This is a genomic window from Acinetobacter sp. MF4640 (genome assembly GCF_002018895.1).
Taxonomy (GTDB): Bacteria; Pseudomonadota; Gammaproteobacteria; order Pseudomonadales; family Moraxellaceae; genus Acinetobacter; species Acinetobacter johnsonii.
The window spans coordinates 20,263-38,213 of record NZ_MVOM01000013.1 but is presented as its reverse complement, the minus strand read 5'-3'; the positions used below and the strand labels follow the sequence as shown (position 1 = coordinate 38,213).

Sequence of the window (17,951 nt, the reverse complement as noted above, 5' to 3'; positions counted from 1 at the left end):
TCTTACATTTTAACAGCTTTTTAAACAAGTTGAGTACTACTAATTATGTATAAAATTTGTTTGATAAACAAAGCTTTAATAAATAAAAAATAGCCCATAACAACAAAACTGGATAACCATATGTTTTATATAAATAAAAAAGGGTTCACTTTATTCGAACTCATGATCACTATTAGCATTATTATGATCATTTGTACAATCGCGCTTCCTCACTTTCATCAGTATATGGCCTCACAAGAACGCAGCAAAACACTGAATACATTACGAAATAGTATTCAGGCAGCCAAAAATATGGCCAACCTGCAACGTCAAAATATCACCATTTGTCCAAGTCAAGACCTCGTTCAATGTCAGAATCACCAATGGAACACAGGCTTTATTGTATTTATCGATAATAATAAAAACCGACGAGTAGATATCAATGAAACGATTATTCGGACAGAACAACAGCAGCTCAAATATGGCAATCTTGATTGGCGTGGCACACTCAATCTTCCATCTTTAAGCTTCAAAGCTGAAAATGGCCTCCCCCTTGGCTCAAATGGAACCTTCTATTACTGCTCTATACAAAGTCAGGATCACTTTAAACTGGTCATGAGCAAAATGGGGCAGATCCGAACTGAACTCATCAATACCTGTAACTAGACCCATGAGTCCATAATCACGTTTTCAGCTTTTCTCGTTAGCAAATTTGCATATACTGCTTAAGTTTCCAACAAAACGTATAAGTGATTCGGAGAAGAAAATGACAGACATCGTAATTGTGAATGGTGCTCGTACAGCAATGGGCGGTTTTCAAGGCAGTTTAGCCAGTGTAACCGCTCCAGAGCTCGGTGCTGTGACGATTAAAGAAGCGATTGCTCGTGCTGGCCTACACGCAAACGATGTAGAAGAAGTAATCATGGGCTGTGTTCTACCTGCTGGATTAAAGCAAGGTCCAGCACGTCAAGCTATGCGCCAAGCAGGTTTACCTGATTCAACAGGTGCCGTGACCATCAATAAATTATGTGGTTCTGGCATGAAAGCAGTAATGCAAGCTGCGGATATGATCAAAGCAGGTTCAGCAAATATCGTGGTTGCAGGTGGCATGGAGTCGATGACCAATGCTCCTTATATTTTAACCAAAGCGCGTGCGGGCTACCGTATGGGACATGGCGATGTCAAAGACCACATGTTCCTTGATGGCTTAGAAGATGCAGAAACAGGTCGATTGATGGGTTCTTTTGCACAAGATATGGCCAATACCCGTGGCTATACGCGTGAGCAAATGGATGCCTTCGCGATTCGTTCTTTAGAGCGTGCACAAACAGCGGTCAACGAAGGTTACTTTGCAGATGAAATCGTGCCTGTGACCGTTTCATCTCGCAAAGGTGATGTTGTCGTTGATAAAGATGAACAACCGTTCAACGCCAACATTGCAAAAATTCCAAGCCTTCGCCCTGCTTTTGCTAAAGACGGCACCATCACTGCAGCAAATGCAAGCTCAATCTCGGATGGCGCATCCGCACTGGTTTTAACTTCAGCAGAAAATGCATCGAACAAAGGTTTAGCACCATTAGCCAAAATTGTGGCTTATGCATCGAACTCACAACATCCATCAGAGTTCACCATTGCACCAGTCGGTGCAATTGAAAAAGTGCTTAAGAAAACAGGTTGGAATGCGCAGGACGTAGACCTTTGGGAAATCAATGAAGCTTTTGCGATGGTAACTATGTGTCCAATCGATGAATTCAAACTTGATCCTGCAAAAGTGAACATCAATGGTGGAGCTTGCGCACTGGGTCACCCTGTCGGTTCAACAGGCTCACGTATTATCCTGACTTTGATTCATGCGCTTAAACGCACAGGGGGTAAAAAAGGGATTGCGGCACTCTGCATCGGCGGTGGTGAAGCAACTGCTGTAGCGATTGAATTACTTTAAGATGCAAGTAGCCCTCTTTTATTGACATATTTTATACAATAAAAGATTGGATGATTAGCTGATATAAAAGCGATATTTATGAAAATCCCTCGACTGCGAGGGATTTTTTATTACAAGATTGTATTAGGGGCGATCTCAACGACTTGTTAAAATAACGTCGAAAAAAACAACAAGGATAAGATAATGCAACTGAATCACTACCTCAACTTTGATGGTCAAACTGAAGCCGCTTTTAATTTTTACAAATCTGTCTTTGGTGGAGAGTTTGCAACGTTCATGCGTTATGGAGACTTACCTTCAGATGAAAGTTCAGTCGCCCTTTCCGAAGCTGACCAACAAAAAATCATGCATGTTTCACTTCCCATCAATGCCAGCACGATTCTGATGGCTTCGGATACCAATGATCAGTTTTGCGCCCAAAGCAATACTGTCTTTACTGTAGGCAACAACCATTATATTTCGATTAACTTGGATGCCCATGAACAAGCCGATGCAAAACGCTTATTTGATGCGCTTTCAGTCAATGGAAAAATAGAGATGCCTCTAGAGAAAACCTTTTGGGGTGCACTCTATGGTGCATTTACCGATCAATTTGGAGTGAAATGGATGGTAAATTGTCAATTAGAAGAAGGATAAAATGTATCTTCTTTTTAAACATCAATATTTGAGAATTGCGCAATAATGGTGAGCCCCACGGTAATAAAACCGATACCGAGCCATCCAGCCAAATCGATGCTCTGTCCTAAAAATGCTTTAGCAAGAAGTGCTGTGGCGATGACACCAATGCCAGACCACAGCACATATAAAATTCCCGCTTGCATAAATTTCAAGGCATAGGCGGCACACGCAAAAGAAATCATGTAAAGCACCAGTGCAATACCTTGATCCAATTTATTGACCAAGCCATTACCTTTTGCGGAATAAAAAGTCGAAAGCACATCTGTAGCAATAGCAATGAGTAGCCAAATGACACCAGGATTAATTTTTGCAAAAAGTGCCATCATGTCCAATCTACCTGCTTCTTTTTCTTCAATTTGTGCATCAAAAATGCTGCGTATAAATACAAAAAAGCTGAACCGAAGTCCAGCTTTTTATTCACTTGAAAATTTAAGCGCCTGTTTGATAACTGGCTTGAGCAACGGCTGTTGATGCTTGATACGGATTTCTAAAATCATTTAAACCCGCAGCAGCTTCAAGAATGTCTTTACCTTCTTTAATAACAAAGGTATCAAAGCCTGAACGTTTCATGTAATTCAAGACATCTTTAAACACATCACCTGTTGCGCGTAGTTCACCTTGGAAACCTTGGCGACGTAATAGCGCTGCAAATGAATAGCCACGACCATCGTTAAAACCCGCAAAATCAATAAAGATGGCATCTAACTGATCTAAAGGGAACTCATGCGTTTCAGGAGAAGCATCGACTGTAACAAGGAGTGCTTTTTTACCTGAAACTTGAGCCAATTGATCTAACTGCTCAACCGTTAAAACCACATCACCTTGCGGTAAAACACCATCTTCACCAATCACCTGATAAGTATTGTCTGCAATCGAGCCATCTTTAGAGAGGACTTGTAGTGCTGTATTAAGCATATGCACGCTCCTTAAAGGGTTGAATGCCCACACGGCGATAAGTGTCGATGAATTCTTCACCCTCAGCACGAAGGTCAAGATAGGTATTTAAAATTTCTTCAACGATATCTGGCACAACTTCAGCTGCAAATGATGGGCCTAAGATGTCACCAATTGAAGCATCATGATCGGCATTACCACCCAAAGTGATTTGGTAGAATTCAGCGCCTTTTTTGTCCACACCTAAAATACCAATGTTGCCCACATGGTGATGACCACAGGCATTCATACAACCTGAGATATTCAGATCCAGTTTGCCAAGGTTATAAATGGTATCTAAATCATCAAAACGGCGTGAAATCGCTTCTGAAATAGGAATCGATTTCGCATTTGCCAGTGAACAGAAGTCACCGCCTGGGCAGCAAATAATGTCGGTTAAGAAACCGATGTGCGCACGTGCTAGATTGTTTTTCTCAAGAATAGTCCACAGTTCAAACAAATCTTTTTGCGGAACATCCACCAAAGAAATATTTTGCTCATGCGTGGTCCGCAGTTCACCAAAGGTGTATTTGTCTGCAAGGTCTGCAATCAAATTCATCTCTTCCGTGGTCACGTCACCTGGTGCAATACCCGTACGCTTCAACGAAATCGTTACAATACGATAGCCCTTCACTTTATGCGCATTGGTATTGATATTGAACCACTGTTTAAATTTCGGATGTGCAGCAAACTGTTCAGAAAAATCTTCATCTGCATAATCTTGATAATCAAACGGTATAAATTCTTCGTCTAATTTCTGCAAAATTTCAGGCTGAATTTTTAAAGTTTTAATGGTGTGCGCAAACTCAGCTTCGACTTTTTCAGCAAAAACTTGAGGCGTCAACGCTTTCACCAAAATCTTAATACGTGCTTTGTATTTATTATCACGGCGACCGTGTAAGTTATAAACACGCAGTACTGCTTCTAAGTAAGCAATCAGGTCTTCACGTGGCAAGAAGTCACGAATGAAACTACCAATCACAGGGGTACGACCTAAGCCACCACCGACTTTAATTTTATAGCCGATCTCGCCTGCTGCATTTTTAACGATATACACCCCAATATCATGGAATGATGTCGCTGCACGATCAGTTTCTTCAAGTGCTGATACAGCAATCTTGAACTTACGTGGCAAGAAGGCAAACTCTGGGTGGAAGGTTGACCATTGACGGATCAATTCACACGTTGGACGTGGGTCAGCCACTTCACCAGCAACCACACCCGCATATTGGTCTGTAGTCGTGTTACGAATACAGTTACCCGAAGTTTGGATCGCATGCATTTGTACAGAAGCTAGCTCTTGAAGCATGTCTGGAACATTTTCTAGCGCAGGCCAGTTAAACTGAATATTCTGACGCGTTGAAACGTGTGCATAACCACGGTCAAACTCAGTTGCAAGTTCTGCAACTTTGCGCAATTGCGTTGAGTTCATTAAGCCATAAGGCACAGCAATACGTAACATTGGTGCATAGCGTTGTACATAGAGACCGTTTTGAAGACGTAATGGGCGGTACTCATCTTCAGTGAGTTTTCCAGCTAAATAACGTTCCGTTTGGTCACGGAACTGTGCAACACGTTCATTGATCAGTTGCTGATCGAAATCAGTATATAAATACATGGCGTACAGCTAGTAGTTTCATTATAACGGCTGACAGCATAACGAGATTTAAACTATCAACAAAATGCGTTTTTTACATATTTCATAGCTGTTTTATTGATAAGGATAAGTAGATGCACTGTTTGTCCCTAATCCTAAAGGTTTTTTCTGATTAAAGTATTTTTTATTAGATACTTATACATTATTCAGCTAACCCCTTTCAGCCTATGATATACACACTAAGCAATGCATTGCTACCGCATAAATTTTAAACCCAGCTTTCTGGGCAAATCTCAATTTTTCTATTTCTTCCTCGTTCTTATTTTGCCCTTTTAAACCGACTGGACATAAAAATAGCCTGACGAATCAGGCTATTTGAAAGTTTAAATGACTACAGCAGATTATTTTGCATCGGGTAAGGCATATGCCACCAAAGCATCTCCCATCTTGGTCCCAAATGAACCATGACCACCCGCCATAATGACCACATATTGTTTGCCATTGGCTTCATAGGTCATTGGTGTTGCTTGACCGCCCGCTGGTAGACGACCTTTCCAAAGTTCATCACCATTGGTCACGTTGATGGCACGGATATAATTATCCTGCGTACCACCGACAAACATCACATTCCCCGCAGTTGAGATTGAACCACCAAGCATAGGCACCCCCATTTTAAATGGTGGTAATTGAATTCCTGGTAAGCTATCACGGATCGTACCAATGCGACGCTTCCATGCAACTTCATGGGTATTTAAATCTACACCCGCCACAAAGCCCCAAGCAGGCTGTTTACATGGCAAACCAAATGGAGATAAGAACGCACTGATTTCTACACCGTAAGGCACACCATACATCGGTTGTACACCTGCTTCAGTGCCTGCACCTTTGGCTGTTTTCGGACGGTTTGGATCGGCTGGAATGAGTCGAGATACAAACGGTAAACCGATTGGATTCATCACCGCAATTTGACGATCAGGGTTAACGGACATACCACCCCATTCAAATACACCCAAGTTGCCTGGGAAAACCAAAGTTCCATTTTCTGAAGGCGGGGTATAAATACCGTCATAATTCAGTTTGTGGAAAGATACACGGCACATCAACTGGTCAAACATGGTTGCGCCCCACATTTGCTTATCTGTCAATTTCTCTTTTGGCGCAAGGTCAAAGTCTGAGAAAGGTTGTGTCGCAGAGTAACGCTCACCTTTGGTTTGCGGCCCACGTTTCACTGTTTGTGGTACAGGTTTTTCCGTAATTGGAACAATGGCTGCACCAGTACGACGGTCTAGAACAAAAGCATTACCCGTTTTCGTTAACACGTAAATGGCAGGAACCATTTTGCCCGACTTGTCTTTAATGTCAGTCAATGTCGGTTGCGATGGTACATCCATATCCCACAAATCATGATGCGTGGTTTGGAAATTCCACACCAACTTACCTGTTGAGGCATTCAGTGCCAGCATTGAGTTGGCATAACGCTCATGCAACTCGGTACGGTTACCGCCCCAAATATCTGGCGTACCCACACCCGTTGGAATGTAAACCATATCCAAAGCTGCATCATAGGCTAATGGTGCCCAAGCATTCGGTGAGTTTTGAACATACTTTTGACCTGGAGCTGGAATCGCGTTCGGATCTTCTGCACCTGTGTCAAAGACCCACAACAATGCACCAGTATTCACATCATAACCACGGATCACACCTGAAGGTTCTTCAGTTGAATAGTTATCTGTGGTTGAACCCGCAATAATAATCGTCGTTCCTGTGACCACAGGTGGCGACGTTGGGATATAACCGCCTGGATAAGGGAACGGCATATCTTTTTGTAAATCGACTTCACCATTTTTACCAAAGTCAGTACAACGCTCACCAGTATCAGCGTTGATGGCAACTAAACGGCCATCATTCACAGGTAGGATTACTTTACGTGGACATAGCTCAGACGATGATTTTTTATGCTGCAAGCTGGCTTCAAAACCAGCCGTATTGTTCGCATCATAATAAGACACACCACGACAGGTTAAGTGCTGAAAAGTATTGTCCGCTTTAAGTTTCGGATCAAAAGTCCATTTCGCCTTACCTGTAGCAGGGTCAAGTGCAACAAGTTTTTGGTGCGTGGTACAGATATACATATTGTCCCCAACTTTAATTGGGGTGACCTGATTGGTGGTTTCACCAGAGTCATTTTCTGTTTTAAAGTCGCCTGTGTTATAGGTCCAAGCGACTTTTAAATCTTTAACATTCTCAGAATTAATTTGCGTTAAAGGAGAATAGCGCAAGCCCGATTGAGTACGGCCATATGCAGGCCAGTCGCCATCAGCAACACCTGGAATGGACTGCGCGGTTGCAGGCTGCTTGCTGCTTAGTTCACCTCGAATTTCTTGAGGGTCATTAAATACAGCATAGATCATCACTGCAATAGTAATTGCCAGTGAACCTGTTAAAACCAGTTTTGCACTTTTAGCGTTGTCAAAACCGCGTGTAACCGCTGGAATGAGTAGCCATAAGCCAAATAAACCAAGGATATCTAAACGTGGTGCCAAGGCAAAGAAGTCTGAACCCACTTCCCATAAGCCCCAAACCACCGTACCCAAGACCAGCAACGCATAAACGATTAATGCCGTACTTTTTAATTTTTGCAGTAGAACTGCAGTCGCGATGAAGAGTAAACCTGCAATGATGTAGTACCAAGACCCACCAAGTACTGCAAGATAAACCCCTCCTATCAGCAGGACTAAACCAAAGATTACAGCAATCACAGCTGTAAAAGTTTTAAGCCCTGAACCTGAAGACGGAGTACTCATATTGACCACCTTTTTCTTAGATTCTGTTAAAAGCTCATATCGTTTTAATATCGATATGAGCACCTAGACAGTTTTTAGATTTTAAGTATCTGTCCAAACGACTTATTTCGAACAGTTTTATGCTTTAAACAACCGTAAAAAGTATTTATCAACCTTGTTGGACAAATACTTATCGATCTAGAAACTAAAATGCGGTCTGGAATTTAATTCCGCCGACCCATGCATTTTCACCATTTTTATACGCGCCTACATGGCGGATATATTGGATATTGGGACGAATGGTTAACCAGTTAGCTGCATGTATACCGTAGTAAATCTCGGCATCATACTCTTCACTTTGTAAACGGGCTTTGACGCTGTTATTGACAATATTCGCGTCATTGACATCATCATTGATATTAATACGGGCTAGGCCAATCGCGATTTCATCTTGAGGGCGGGTATCAAAAGCGCCTTTATAGACCAAACCAATGTTCTGCATGTCACGAATCTTATTGGTATCTGAATCATTTAGCGTGAGATTCACAAAACCTGTTAAACCGCGCGCGGCATCACCGTGATGTGCTGTGAGTTGCTGCTTGGCAACCACCCAGCCGCCTTGTTTATGTGAGGTTTGCTGTGGGTTTTGAATGTCTGTGGCATCTGCCGAACTGTAGTAATAACCCGCACGATATTCGCCAGGTAACTTATTTATACCTACAGCAGGTTGCCACACCACTTCAGCAGGAATAATGGCACCATGCGAACCATCGGTACTTAAGTTCCAGCCTTTGCCACGTTCTAAGTTTTCAGGGTTATATTCATACACCCCGACTTGTGCATACAGGTCTGGCCGAAGGTTATATTTGACTCGTGCAGCCCATTGGCTGACAGGCCAGTTGTACCACTGGTCACCGACCCAGTTACCAACTTGAGAGCCACAGAGCGCAAGGTTTTGGAAATCACAGTCGAAACTGTTGAAGTCTTCACCTTCACCAAAACGACCGACTTTGATGTCTAACTTTTGATCCATGAACTTTTTCTTAATCCACAAATCCGTTAAACGCCACGTTTGTCCACGTCCCCACACTTCTTGAGTGGAACTTAGATGTCCATCTAAAGCATCGGATGTTTGAGAAAGTGAACGCCCATTGCGTTGGGTAATGGTGATTTGAGCCTCAGTATCCTGCCAGCCCAAAATCTTGTCTAAATCGAAGTGCGTACCGAATGCAAACTGGTCTGCATATTCGGTACCATGACTTGAAGAATGTGAGGCATCGAGCAACGTTGCCATTTCACCCGTATAGCCAAAGCTAAAGTCGTAGCCTTTTTGCTGCAATGCACTGCGCTGACCATTCCAGTCACCCAGCATCCAAGGGCTTTCTGCCTCAAAGGCATTTGCAGCATACACACTTTGAAAGCAGCAACTGAGCGCTAAGAGACTGAGGTTAAAACACCAACTTCTTTTACATTTATTCATAATTGGTGACCTTTCTTACAAAATTACAACTAATCGATATGATACGCTTTATTTGTATAAAAACCCATTTTATGACGTTTTGTTGTTTTAAATCTATTCAAATTATCGCTATATGATATTCACAAAGAATCAAAACCAAGTGGTTTGCCTATAAATTCATATCTTATTTTTGAACGTGAAAACTTAATTGGACAAGCTAATTGTTGTTCGCTTTTTGTACTCCCCTCTTGTAAAGGTACAGAAACCACCCATGCACGATCTTTGGCCAACTGCGAATCGAGTGCTTCATCCAACTTAAATACAGGCTCAACGCAGACATCTTGCTGCTGAAAAATTGCATTCCACGTGGCAAAATCTTGGGTTTTAATTTTGTCTTTTATTGCTTGTTTCACCACCTGACGGTCTTCGGTTGCCAGTGAGGCTCCTTTTTCAGCCACAATCGGCAATTCTAAAATCTGGGCCAACCCATATAAAAACTGTGGCTCTAAACTCCCAATCGATAAATAACGCCCATCTTGCGTTTCATAATAGTCATAAAAAGTCGCACCATTGAGATAGCTTTGCTCGGGCCCTTGTTTTTCCTGCCCTGCTAAGCTCGCAGCTGCGGCCATACTACTGAGTCCCACCACACAGTCGGTCATGGAAATATCAATATACTGTCCCAAACCACTCCGCTGTCTTTCAATTACTGCGGCTAAAATTCCAATCACACTATGCAAAGAGCCGCCTGCAATATCCGCAATTTGAATCCCCATTGGTGGTGGTCCACTGTGCTGTCGGCCACTATGTCCCGCGATACCTGACAAAGCCACATAGTTGATATCGTGTCCTGCTTTATTTTGATACCCTCCTGTTTGCCCATAACCCGTAATGGAACAATAGATCAAGCGCGGATTAATTTCAGATAAGATCTGATAATCGAGTCCCAATCTTTGCATCACGCCTGGACGGAATTGTTCAATCACAATGTCATAGTCTGAAATTTTCGATTTGATCAGTTCAATATTGGCAGGATCTTTCAAATCAAGAGCGACAGCATGTTTATTTCGGTTGAGATAACTATGTGCAGTGGCCTGTCCATTGGCATAAGGTGGCATTAAACGGATCAGATCGGGGCGGGTTGGAGACTCGATGTGGATCACTTCTGCACCTAGGTCTGCTAAGTACATTGTTGCAAAAGGTCCAGGTAAAAGTGTAGAAAAATCGAGAACTTTCAATCCTTTCAATGCCATATCCATGTTTATTTTCTCTTTTTATGTTGATTTTTTAGCTATTTTAGAAATATAAAAGCAACAAAACAATGTCATGTTCAGCCATTTACCTTGATCATTTCGGCAATTTAACATGTAAAAAGGCAAAAAACTTTAGTGTAAATTGCCTAAAATACTTTTTTTAGCGTCATTTAGGTCAAACGCAAGTGAATATAAAAGAGACTGAAGGATTAAATATGAGCCGCGATACCATTAGTATCCATTTCGTCAATGCGGCTTTAACTGGCGTAAAACGTCTCGGCATGGATGTCGAAACATTACTTTCTCACGTAGGGATTGAGGCAGAACTACTGCGTCAACCTAAAGCCCGTATTTCTCCAGAACAATATACTCGCTTCGTTAAAATGTTATGGATGGTGACCCAAGACGAACATGTTGGCTTCGATAAGCAACCACGCCGTTTAGGTACGTTTGCCATCATGTGTCAGCTGATTATTCATGCCAAAACCTTAGGTGATGCTTTAGAACTGTCGTCACAGTTTTATAAATTGTTTGGTGATGAGTGGTCGGTGACATTAGAGCGCGACAAGCATGAAGCTCGTCTTGTTCCTCAGATTCCGAAATCGATGGACCCAGATCACTTCATTACCGAAAGTATGCTGATGATTTGGCATGGTCTCGCGTCTTGGTTGATTGAACGTCGTTTACCGCTGGAACGTGTGCACTTTGGTTATGAACGTCCGACTCATGCAGATGAGTATGATGCCCTGTTCTTCGCACCTGTGATGCAGTTCGACATGCCGCGTACCGAAATCACTTTTGCGGCAGATTATTTGGACTTACCAATTCGTCAAAATGAAGAAACGTTAGAAGAGTTTTTAAAAGCCGCGCCTGCACAGTTGTTGGTGAAATTTAAAAACACCAACTCACTCACTTCACGTATTCGTGATGTATTGAAGAGCCAAATTGGTGAGGAAATGCCAACTCTGAATGATGTGGCTTCTATGCTGTATTTATCTCCACAAACGTTGCGTCGCCGCTTAGCCGCTGAAGGTAAAAGTTACCAAGGCGTGAAAGATGCATTACGTCGTGATGCCGCGATCCACCTACTATTGAACCCAGGTTTGACTTTAGAAGATGTGGCACAACAAGTGGGCTTTAGTGAAACCAGTACCTTCCACCGTGCATTTAAAAAGTGGACTGGGGTCACACCCGGTTTATATCGCCAACTACACGGCTATCACTAATTTTCTAGTTTAACGACGGTTCGGCACATTGCTAAACCCAAGATTTCGATCTTGGGTTTTTTTATGCTCAACTCTTCAGTCTATTGGCAAAAAGACTCATCTGACCTGACCCGTTCTAGTCATTGCAACACAGCCATTAATTTGTACACTCGAAATACATAACAACTTAAAAGTCATAAAAAGGAACAGCTATGAGCGAGGCTTATATTATTGACGCCATTCGCACACCACGCGGAAAAGGAAAGAAAGATGGTTCATTGCATGAAGTGAAGCCGATTACTTTACTGACAACATTATTGAATGAACTCAAAGATCGTCATCACTTAGATACGTCTAAAGTAGACGATATTGTCTTGGGGTGTGTCACGCCTATTGCAGACCAAGGTGGTGATATTGCTAAAACTGCTGCAATTGCGGCAGGGTGGGATAATGATGTTGCCGGTGTGCAAATCAACCGTTTCTGTGCTTCAGGTCTTGAAGCTGTCAATATGGCTGCACAAAAAGTACGTTCAGGTTGGGAAGATGTGGTTGTTGCAGGTGGTGTCGAGTCGATGTCACGTATTGCAATGGGTTCAGATGGTGGGCCATGGGCATTAGACCCTGAAACAAATTTAAAATCACACTTTGTTCCGCAAGGGATTGGCGCAGATTTAATTGCAACATTGGATGGTTATACCCGTTCAGATGTCGACGCATTTGCAGCAAATTCGCAACGCAAAGCAGCAGCTGCACAAGCTGCGGGTTATTTCAATCAATCAGTGGTTGCTATTAAAGACAAAGCCGGCGTGACCATTTTAGATCAAGATGAATTTATCAAACCGTCAACAACAGCAGATGGTTTAGCAAAACTCAATCCAAGTTTTGAAATGATGGGTGCAATGGGTTTTGATGCGATTGCATTACAACAATATCCAGAAGCGCAAAAAATTAACCATGTGCATCATGCAGGAAACTCATCGGGTATTGTCGATGGTGCGGCACTTGTATTACTTGCTTCCGAGAAAGCGGTCAAAGAACAAGGTTTAAAACCACGTGCCAAAGTATTGGCGACCGCATTGGTGGGTTCAGATCCAACCATTATGCTGACAGGGCCTGCACCTGCTGCTCGTAAAGCATTGGCAAAAGCAGGCTTAACGATTGACGATATTGATCTATTGGAAGTCAATGAAGCATTTGCATCAGTGGTGATGCGTTTTATGACGGAATTAAAAGTTCCTGCTGAGAAAGTCAATGTGAATGGTGGCGCAATTGCAATGGGGCATCCATTGGGTGCGACAGGTGCGATGATTCTCGGAACTTTACTGGATGAATTAGAACGTCAAGGCAAAAAGCGTGGCTTGGCAACATTATGTGTGGGTGGTGGCATGGGTATTGCGACCATTATTGAGTTGGTATAACCACCTAAATTTTATTGAGCATTTGATACACAAATCAGTCATACGCAACCTACCCATTTTTTGAATCTAATGTTTTTGCAATCCTTTCGATAGGAATAGTCATTAAAACAGGTTTTGCGTATGACAATGGTTTTGCCTACTTTTGACGAAACAAAAGTAGGTCGAACCGAAGGTTAAACCCGAAATTAAAATAAATTTGGAATGACTCTGCGATGCTGAATATTCATACAATTATGCAGAAGTATACATTCCAAGTTCAAAAAATCATTTGGATAAAAACTTTATGAGCGCAATTCAATATTTAAAAAATGACGATGGCATTATTATTCTGACTTTAGATTCTCCAAACCAATCTGCAAACACCATGAATGCAGATTTCCGTGTGGCTTTGGAAAATGTTGTTTCTAAACTGAAATCTGAAACATCGATTACTGGGATTATTCTCCGTTCAGCGAAGAAAACCTTTTTTGCAGGCGGTGATTTGGATGAATTAATCCAAGCACGTTTGGAAGATGCCACACCTTTTTTTGAAATGATTCAGAAAATGAAAGCAGAGTTCCGTTATATCGAAACTTTAGGTGTTCCTGTTGTTGCAGCATTGAACGGTACGGCTTTAGGTGGTGGTTGGGAAATCGCTTTAGGCTGTCATGCACGTATTGCATTGAATGATCCTAAAACTAAATTTGGACTTCCAGAAGTAACTTTAGGTCTACTGCCAGGTGGTGGTGGTATCGTGCGCATGGTACGTCTTTTAGGTCTGCAAAATGCTTTTCCATTCTTAATGGAAGGTAAGCAGTTTGGTGTAGATAAAGCAAAATCTCTCGGCTTAATTCAAGATACTGCTGAAACAGCTGAAGAGTTGATGGATAAGGCGATTGCTTGGGTAAAAGCCAATCCGAAATCACAACAACCGTTTGATGTAAAAGGTTATAAAATTCCGGGTGGTGATCCTAAAACACCTGCGGTTGCGCAAATGCTGGCAATTGCTCCAGCGATGCTCCGTGATAAAACTAAAGGTTGCTATCCTGCACCTGAAGCGATCATGGCGGCTGCGGTTGAAGGTGCACAAGTCAATGTGGATACGGCACTAACCATTGAATCTCGTTATTTTACCTATCTTGCGACAGGTCAAATTTCAAAAAATATGATCGGTACTTTTTGGCATGGGATGAATGCCATTAAAGCAGGGGCAAGCCGTCCTAAAGATGTTGAAAAATGGCAAGCGACCAAAGTTGGTGTGCTTGGTGCAGGGATGATGGGTGCAGGCATTGCTTATTCAACAGCAATTAAAGGGGTTCCCGTTGTACTGAAAGATGTTTCTGTAGAAAATGCAGAAAAAGGTAAAGCCTATAGCCAAAAATTACTGGATAAAAAGGTCTCCCAAGGTCGTATGACGGCTGAAAAACGTGATCAGGTTTTAAGTTTAATTACAGCTACAGCATCTGCGGAAGATTTAAAAGGCTGTGATTTAATTATCGAAGCTGTATTTGAAAATCAAGAACTCAAAGCGAAAGTCACTCAAGAAGCCGAAGCATTCCTTGTAGAAGGTGGTGTGATGGCTTCAAATACTTCGACATTACCAATTACTGGTTTGGCAAATGCATCGAAAGATCAAGCAAACTTCATTGGTCTGCATTTCTTTAGCCCAGTCGATAAAATGCAATTGGTTGAAATCATTAAAGGTAAAAATACCTCTGCTGAAACTTTGGCAAAAGCATATGATTATGTACAGCAAATTGGCAAAATTCCGATTGTTGTGAATGATAGCCGTGGCTTCTTCACCAGTCGTGTATTTGGTACTTTTGTTCAAGAAGGTTTACGTTTACTGCATGAAGGTGTACATCCAGCTCGTATTGAAATGGCAGCACTCAAAGCAGGTATGCCAGTTGGCCCATTAGCCATTCAAGATGAAGTTGCATTAACACTTTCTGAACATGTTGCCAATGAAACACGTAAGGCGCTTCAGGCTGAAGGTAAAGATTTACCTCGTTCAGGTGCAGATGATGTGATTCAAACCATGATTCATACTTTTGACCGTAAAGGTAAAGCTGCTGGTGCAGGTTTCTATGATTATCCAGAAGGTGGTAAAAAACATCTTTGGGAGGGTTTGAACCATTGGAAGCAAGATGTAGATATTTCTGAACAAGAAATGATAGACCGCTTCCTGTTTGTACAATCACTAGATACTTTACGTTGTTATGAAGAAAATGTTCTTGAGTCTGTAATTGACGCCAATATCGGTTCGATCTTTGGGATTGGTTTTGCGCCGTGGACAGGTGGAGCGATTCAGTTTTTAAATCAATATGGTTTAGACCAAGCTGTACAACGTGCCAATGAACTTGAAGCGAAATACGGTGAGCGTTTTAAGGCACCACAACGTCTGGTTGAATCAGTGCCATCGGGTCAGATTCGCTAAAACTTCAATCTTAAAAAAGGGATCAGCAGATCCCTTTTTTGCGCTCGCAGCACACAACAAAATTAACCTGCTGATTCAGCATCTAATTTTGACTTATTTTAGTGCATTCTTTTCAAGCCCGATGCAGTTTTTTGTGTTATAAAGTTACATAGTTTTAGATTTATTTTTATTCAATTGGGCTGTTGCACATGACTGACAATACTTCTCCTGAAAAATCACCATGGGGTTGGAAAGCACTGATTATTGCTTTCATTTTAAGTGGAATTTTCTTAGGTATCTTCTACCTTGCGATCACCAATGAGCCTGACTATATGCCAAGTCAGCAAATGCAGCAAAACTCTCAGCAACATGCTTTTAAAAATGCGCCTGCGATGTCTGAAGAAGCCATGGCCAAAGCACAAGCGGATAAAGAAGCACGTGAAGCAAGAGCTCAAGCAGCTTCTGAAGATACCACAGAACATGCAACCGCTGATGAGCACAGTATGAATGCCGATGAACACGCGAAAATGTCATCTGAACATGGTCACTAATATGCTGTGACTAATAAAAAAAGCCCTGAAAGATCAGGGCTTTTTTATGGATGATAAACGCATATGGATATGTGGAATACCACAATCCAAATACTCCTCACCCTCTTGCGTAAAGCCCAAAGCCTGATAAAACGCTTGCGCATGTACTTGAGAGGATAAGACTAAAAATGGATGCTGTTGCTGTTGAGCATATGCAATCACCGCCTGCATCAGAACTTTGCCTACGCCCAAACCACGATGTGACTTTAAAACTGCAACACGTCCAATACTATGATTTTGCAAAAGTCGTGCGGTGGCGATGGCTTGATCTTGTTCATAGACCACAAAATGAACTGCGATTTCATCTTGCTCATCCCATTCATCTTCAGCAGCAATGTTTTGCTCTTGAATAAAGACCTGTTCACGAATCATTTTCGCAGCCTGTTGCAACTCTTCCCATGTTCCGTGCGTAATTCTCAAGCTTGGCATTTTCATTTCCCTATAAATCATCTCTATATTGGTCATTGCACTAAAAAGTGATGTTCAGATCAGCATTTACAGCCTACATCTTGCTGATCCCATTGATTATTCAATAGCAATTCCAGTGAGTGTTTTTGAATACCATACATCTCTTTCAAGGCTTGAATTTGTGCCAAGACTGCAACATCTGGCGCTTGATAATCCTTACGCTTGGTTGCCAAAATCATTTTATTCTTACTGGTATGCTCAAGTGCTACAAACTCAAACACTTTGGTTTCATAGCCATAGGCTTTGAGTAATAAGGCACGAATAGTATCCGTCAGCATTTCAGCTTGCTGTCCTGCATGAATGCCAAACTGCAACATCGGTTGCAACACGAGTGGAGCTTTCAGCTGTGGACGTAATTCTTTATGACAACACGGCGCACACATGATCATTTCAGCATTTAAACGAATGCCGGTATGAATCGCAAAGTCCGTCGCGACATCACATGCATGCAACGCAATCATCACATCGAGGCGTTCAGGTTGGTACGTCCGAACATCACCCTGAAAAAAATCAAGTTGCTGAAAATCTGACTTGTTCGCAACCTCCTGACAGAATTGTACCATCTTGCTGTTTAGCTCCACCCCAGTCACAAAAGGATTCAGTCCTTGCTTCAGCAAATAATCATACAAAGCAAAGGTTAAGTAGCCCTTTCCTGAGCCAAAATCGACCACGCGCAGTTGTTCAGGCAGCTGAATATGACTTAGTGCTCCTGAGAAAATTTCGACAAACTTATTAATCTGCTTCCACTTACGCGCCATACTGGGAATGATGTGCGCTTTTGCATCGGTAATACCAAGCGGCTGTAAGAAATAACTGTCTTGATCGACAAAACGCTGTTTGACACGGTCATGACCTTGCTGCTCAACAGCTTTGGTTACCGTTTTATTTTTACTTTGCGTCAGCATGGCTTTCTTCTTGTTCTTCTTCAGTTGCAACTCTTGTTCAGTTGTCATCAAATTGGCTTGTTTACACTGCGCCAAAAGTGCAGTTACCGTATCAAGTGCTGTGTCTAATGAATAGTTTTTGGTGACGTCTTGGGTTTTATAACGATATAAACAGCTCAATACAGGCTGTCCTTGCAACATCACCACCCGAAAAGTCATCTTCTCGAGTTTCTCTAGTTCACCCTGATATTGACTCAGAATCATCCGATCAAAACTTTGAGATTCAAGCGCTTGCTGGAAGGCTTGAAGGAATTGCTGCTCTTGCGCAGAGGACGATACCGAAACGGTCATAATAGAAACCAAAAAA

Annotated in this window: 15 protein-coding genes; 7 read left to right on the top strand and 8 right to left on the bottom strand. The window is 42.1% G+C overall.

Translation table 11 applies throughout. The annotated features are described in order from the left end of the window. The first annotated feature begins 120 nt into the window (after nt 1-120). The 3 genes from MF4640_RS06260 to MF4640_RS06250 all read left to right on the top strand — a co-directional run bounded on the left by MF4640_RS06260 (nt 121) and on the right by MF4640_RS06250 (nt 2,557). Nucleotides 121-645: a GspH/FimT family protein gene (locus MF4640_RS06260; protein WP_078389035.1), complete on the top strand. Its 525-nt coding sequence runs from the start codon at nt 121-123 to the stop codon at nt 643-645. A gap of 100 nt (nt 646-745) precedes the next feature. Continuing rightward, nucleotides 746-1,921, top strand: a complete 1,176-nt coding sequence (locus MF4640_RS06255) for a thiolase family protein (protein WP_078389034.1) — start codon at nt 746-748, stop codon at nt 1,919-1,921. A gap of 183 nt (nt 1,922-2,104) precedes the next feature. Then, entirely contained in the window at nt 2,105-2,557 is a 453-nt protein-coding gene (locus MF4640_RS06250) for a VOC family protein (protein ID WP_078389033.1), read from the top strand. Between the two features lie 14 nt (nt 2,558-2,571). Here MF4640_RS06250 and MF4640_RS06245 read toward each other — a convergent pair whose 3' ends face one another. The 6 genes from MF4640_RS06245 to MF4640_RS06220 form a co-directional block, all read right to left on the bottom strand. Beyond that, nucleotides 2,572-2,925 carry a DMT family transporter gene (locus MF4640_RS06245; protein ID WP_010327442.1) on the bottom strand — a complete coding sequence of 118 codons (354 nt, stop codon included), beginning with the start codon at nt 2,923-2,925 and terminating at the stop codon, nt 2,572-2,574. A 103-nt stretch (nt 2,926-3,028) separates the two neighbouring features. Continuing rightward, nucleotides 3,029-3,514 carry a DUF934 domain-containing protein gene (locus MF4640_RS06240; protein ID WP_078389032.1) on the bottom strand — a complete coding sequence of 162 codons (486 nt, stop codon included), beginning with the start codon at nt 3,512-3,514 and terminating at the stop codon, nt 3,029-3,031. Continuing rightward, nucleotides 3,507-5,150, bottom strand: a complete 1,644-nt coding sequence (locus MF4640_RS06235; RefSeq protein WP_078389031.1) for a nitrite/sulfite reductase — start codon at nt 5,148-5,150, stop codon at nt 3,507-3,509. Before MF4640_RS06235 ends, MF4640_RS06240 begins: the two co-directional genes overlap by 8 nt. 380 nt (nt 5,151-5,530) lie before the next feature. Next, nucleotides 5,531-7,933, bottom strand: coding sequence for a glucose/quinate/shikimate family membrane-bound PQQ-dependent dehydrogenase (locus MF4640_RS06230; protein WP_078389030.1), 2,403 nt, complete (start codon nt 7,931-7,933; stop codon nt 5,531-5,533). A gap of 184 nt (nt 7,934-8,117) precedes the next feature. Continuing rightward, nucleotides 8,118-9,392 (bottom strand): carbohydrate porin, encoded by a 1,275-nt coding sequence (locus MF4640_RS06225; protein WP_078389029.1) that lies wholly within the window; start codon nt 9,390-9,392, stop codon nt 8,118-8,120. Nucleotides 9,393-9,511: 119 nt separating this feature from the next. Further along, nucleotides 9,512-10,630, bottom strand: coding sequence for a CaiB/BaiF CoA transferase family protein (locus MF4640_RS06220; RefSeq protein WP_078389028.1), 1,119 nt, complete (start codon nt 10,628-10,630; stop codon nt 9,512-9,514). Between the two features lie 209 nt (nt 10,631-10,839). On the opposite strand from MF4640_RS06220, the gene MF4640_RS06215 reads away from it, so the two are divergent. The 4 genes from MF4640_RS06215 to MF4640_RS06200 all read left to right on the top strand — a co-directional run bounded on the left by MF4640_RS06215 (nt 10,840) and on the right by MF4640_RS06200 (nt 16,193). Continuing rightward, the gene (locus MF4640_RS06215) at nt 10,840-11,850 is read left to right on the top strand and encodes an AraC family transcriptional regulator (protein ID WP_004695134.1); all 1,011 of its coding nucleotides are present in this window, start codon (nt 10,840-10,842) and stop codon (nt 11,848-11,850) included. 191 nt (nt 11,851-12,041) lie between these two features. Further along, nucleotides 12,042-13,247, top strand: a complete 1,206-nt coding sequence (locus MF4640_RS06210; RefSeq protein ID WP_005400241.1) for an acetyl-CoA C-acetyltransferase — start codon at nt 12,042-12,044, stop codon at nt 13,245-13,247. A 283-nt stretch (nt 13,248-13,530) separates the two neighbouring features. Next, nucleotides 13,531-15,663, top strand: a complete 2,133-nt coding sequence (locus MF4640_RS06205) for a 3-hydroxyacyl-CoA dehydrogenase NAD-binding domain-containing protein (RefSeq protein ID WP_078389027.1) — start codon at nt 13,531-13,533, stop codon at nt 15,661-15,663. A 188-nt stretch (nt 15,664-15,851) separates the two neighbouring features. Further along, on the top strand, nt 15,852-16,193 hold the full coding sequence (locus tag MF4640_RS06200; protein ID WP_078389026.1) for a hypothetical protein: 342 nt from the start codon (nt 15,852-15,854) through the stop codon (nt 16,191-16,193). A 33-nt stretch (nt 16,194-16,226) separates the two neighbouring features. Here MF4640_RS06200 and MF4640_RS06195 read toward each other — a convergent pair whose 3' ends face one another. Together MF4640_RS06195 and MF4640_RS06190 are read right to left on the bottom strand one after the other, a co-directional pair. Next, a complete protein-coding gene (locus MF4640_RS06195) occupies nt 16,227-16,661 on the bottom strand; it encodes a GNAT family N-acetyltransferase (protein ID WP_078389025.1) in 435 nt (144 codons plus the stop codon). A gap of 59 nt (nt 16,662-16,720) precedes the next feature. After that, on the bottom strand, nt 16,721-17,935 hold the full coding sequence (locus tag MF4640_RS06190) for a class I SAM-dependent methyltransferase (RefSeq protein ID WP_005400237.1): 1,215 nt from the start codon (nt 17,933-17,935) through the stop codon (nt 16,721-16,723). Nucleotides 17,936-17,951 lie beyond the last annotated feature (16 nt).

Excerpts from the sequence above, each read along its gene's own strand:
- MF4640_RS06235 (WP_078389031.1), bottom strand. The coding sequence starts at position 5,150 with ATGTATTTATATACTGATTTCGATCAGCAACTGATCAATGAACGTGTT.
- MF4640_RS06190 (WP_005400237.1), bottom strand. The coding sequence starts at position 17,935 with ATGACCGTTTCGGTATCGTCCTCTGCGCAAGAGCAGCAATTCCTTCAA.
- MF4640_RS06255 (WP_078389034.1), top strand. The coding sequence starts at position 746 with ATGACAGACATCGTAATTGTGAATGGTGCTCGTACAGCAATGGGCGGT.
- MF4640_RS06195 (WP_078389025.1), bottom strand. The coding sequence starts at position 16,661 with ATGCCAAGCTTGAGAATTACGCACGGAACATGGGAAGAGTTGCAACAG.
- MF4640_RS06215 (WP_004695134.1), top strand. The coding sequence starts at position 10,840 with ATGAGCCGCGATACCATTAGTATCCATTTCGTCAATGCGGCTTTAACT.
- MF4640_RS06245 (WP_010327442.1), bottom strand. The coding sequence starts at position 2,925 with ATGATGGCACTTTTTGCAAAAATTAATCCTGGTGTCATTTGGCTACTC.
- MF4640_RS06240 (WP_078389032.1), bottom strand. The coding sequence starts at position 3,514 with ATGCTTAATACAGCACTACAAGTCCTCTCTAAAGATGGCTCGATTGCA.
- MF4640_RS06220 (WP_078389028.1), bottom strand. The coding sequence starts at position 10,630 with ATGGATATGGCATTGAAAGGATTGAAAGTTCTCGATTTTTCTACACTT.
- MF4640_RS06205 (WP_078389027.1), top strand. The coding sequence starts at position 13,531 with ATGAGCGCAATTCAATATTTAAAAAATGACGATGGCATTATTATTCTG.
- MF4640_RS06250 (WP_078389033.1), top strand. The coding sequence starts at position 2,105 with ATGCAACTGAATCACTACCTCAACTTTGATGGTCAAACTGAAGCCGCT.
- MF4640_RS06260 (WP_078389035.1), top strand. The coding sequence starts at position 121 with ATGTTTTATATAAATAAAAAAGGGTTCACTTTATTCGAACTCATGATC.
- MF4640_RS06200 (WP_078389026.1), top strand. The coding sequence starts at position 15,852 with ATGACTGACAATACTTCTCCTGAAAAATCACCATGGGGTTGGAAAGCA.
- MF4640_RS06230 (WP_078389030.1), bottom strand. The coding sequence starts at position 7,933 with ATGAGTACTCCGTCTTCAGGTTCAGGGCTTAAAACTTTTACAGCTGTG.
- MF4640_RS06210 (WP_005400241.1), top strand. The coding sequence starts at position 12,042 with ATGAGCGAGGCTTATATTATTGACGCCATTCGCACACCACGCGGAAAA.
- MF4640_RS06225 (WP_078389029.1), bottom strand. The coding sequence starts at position 9,392 with ATGAATAAATGTAAAAGAAGTTGGTGTTTTAACCTCAGTCTCTTAGCG.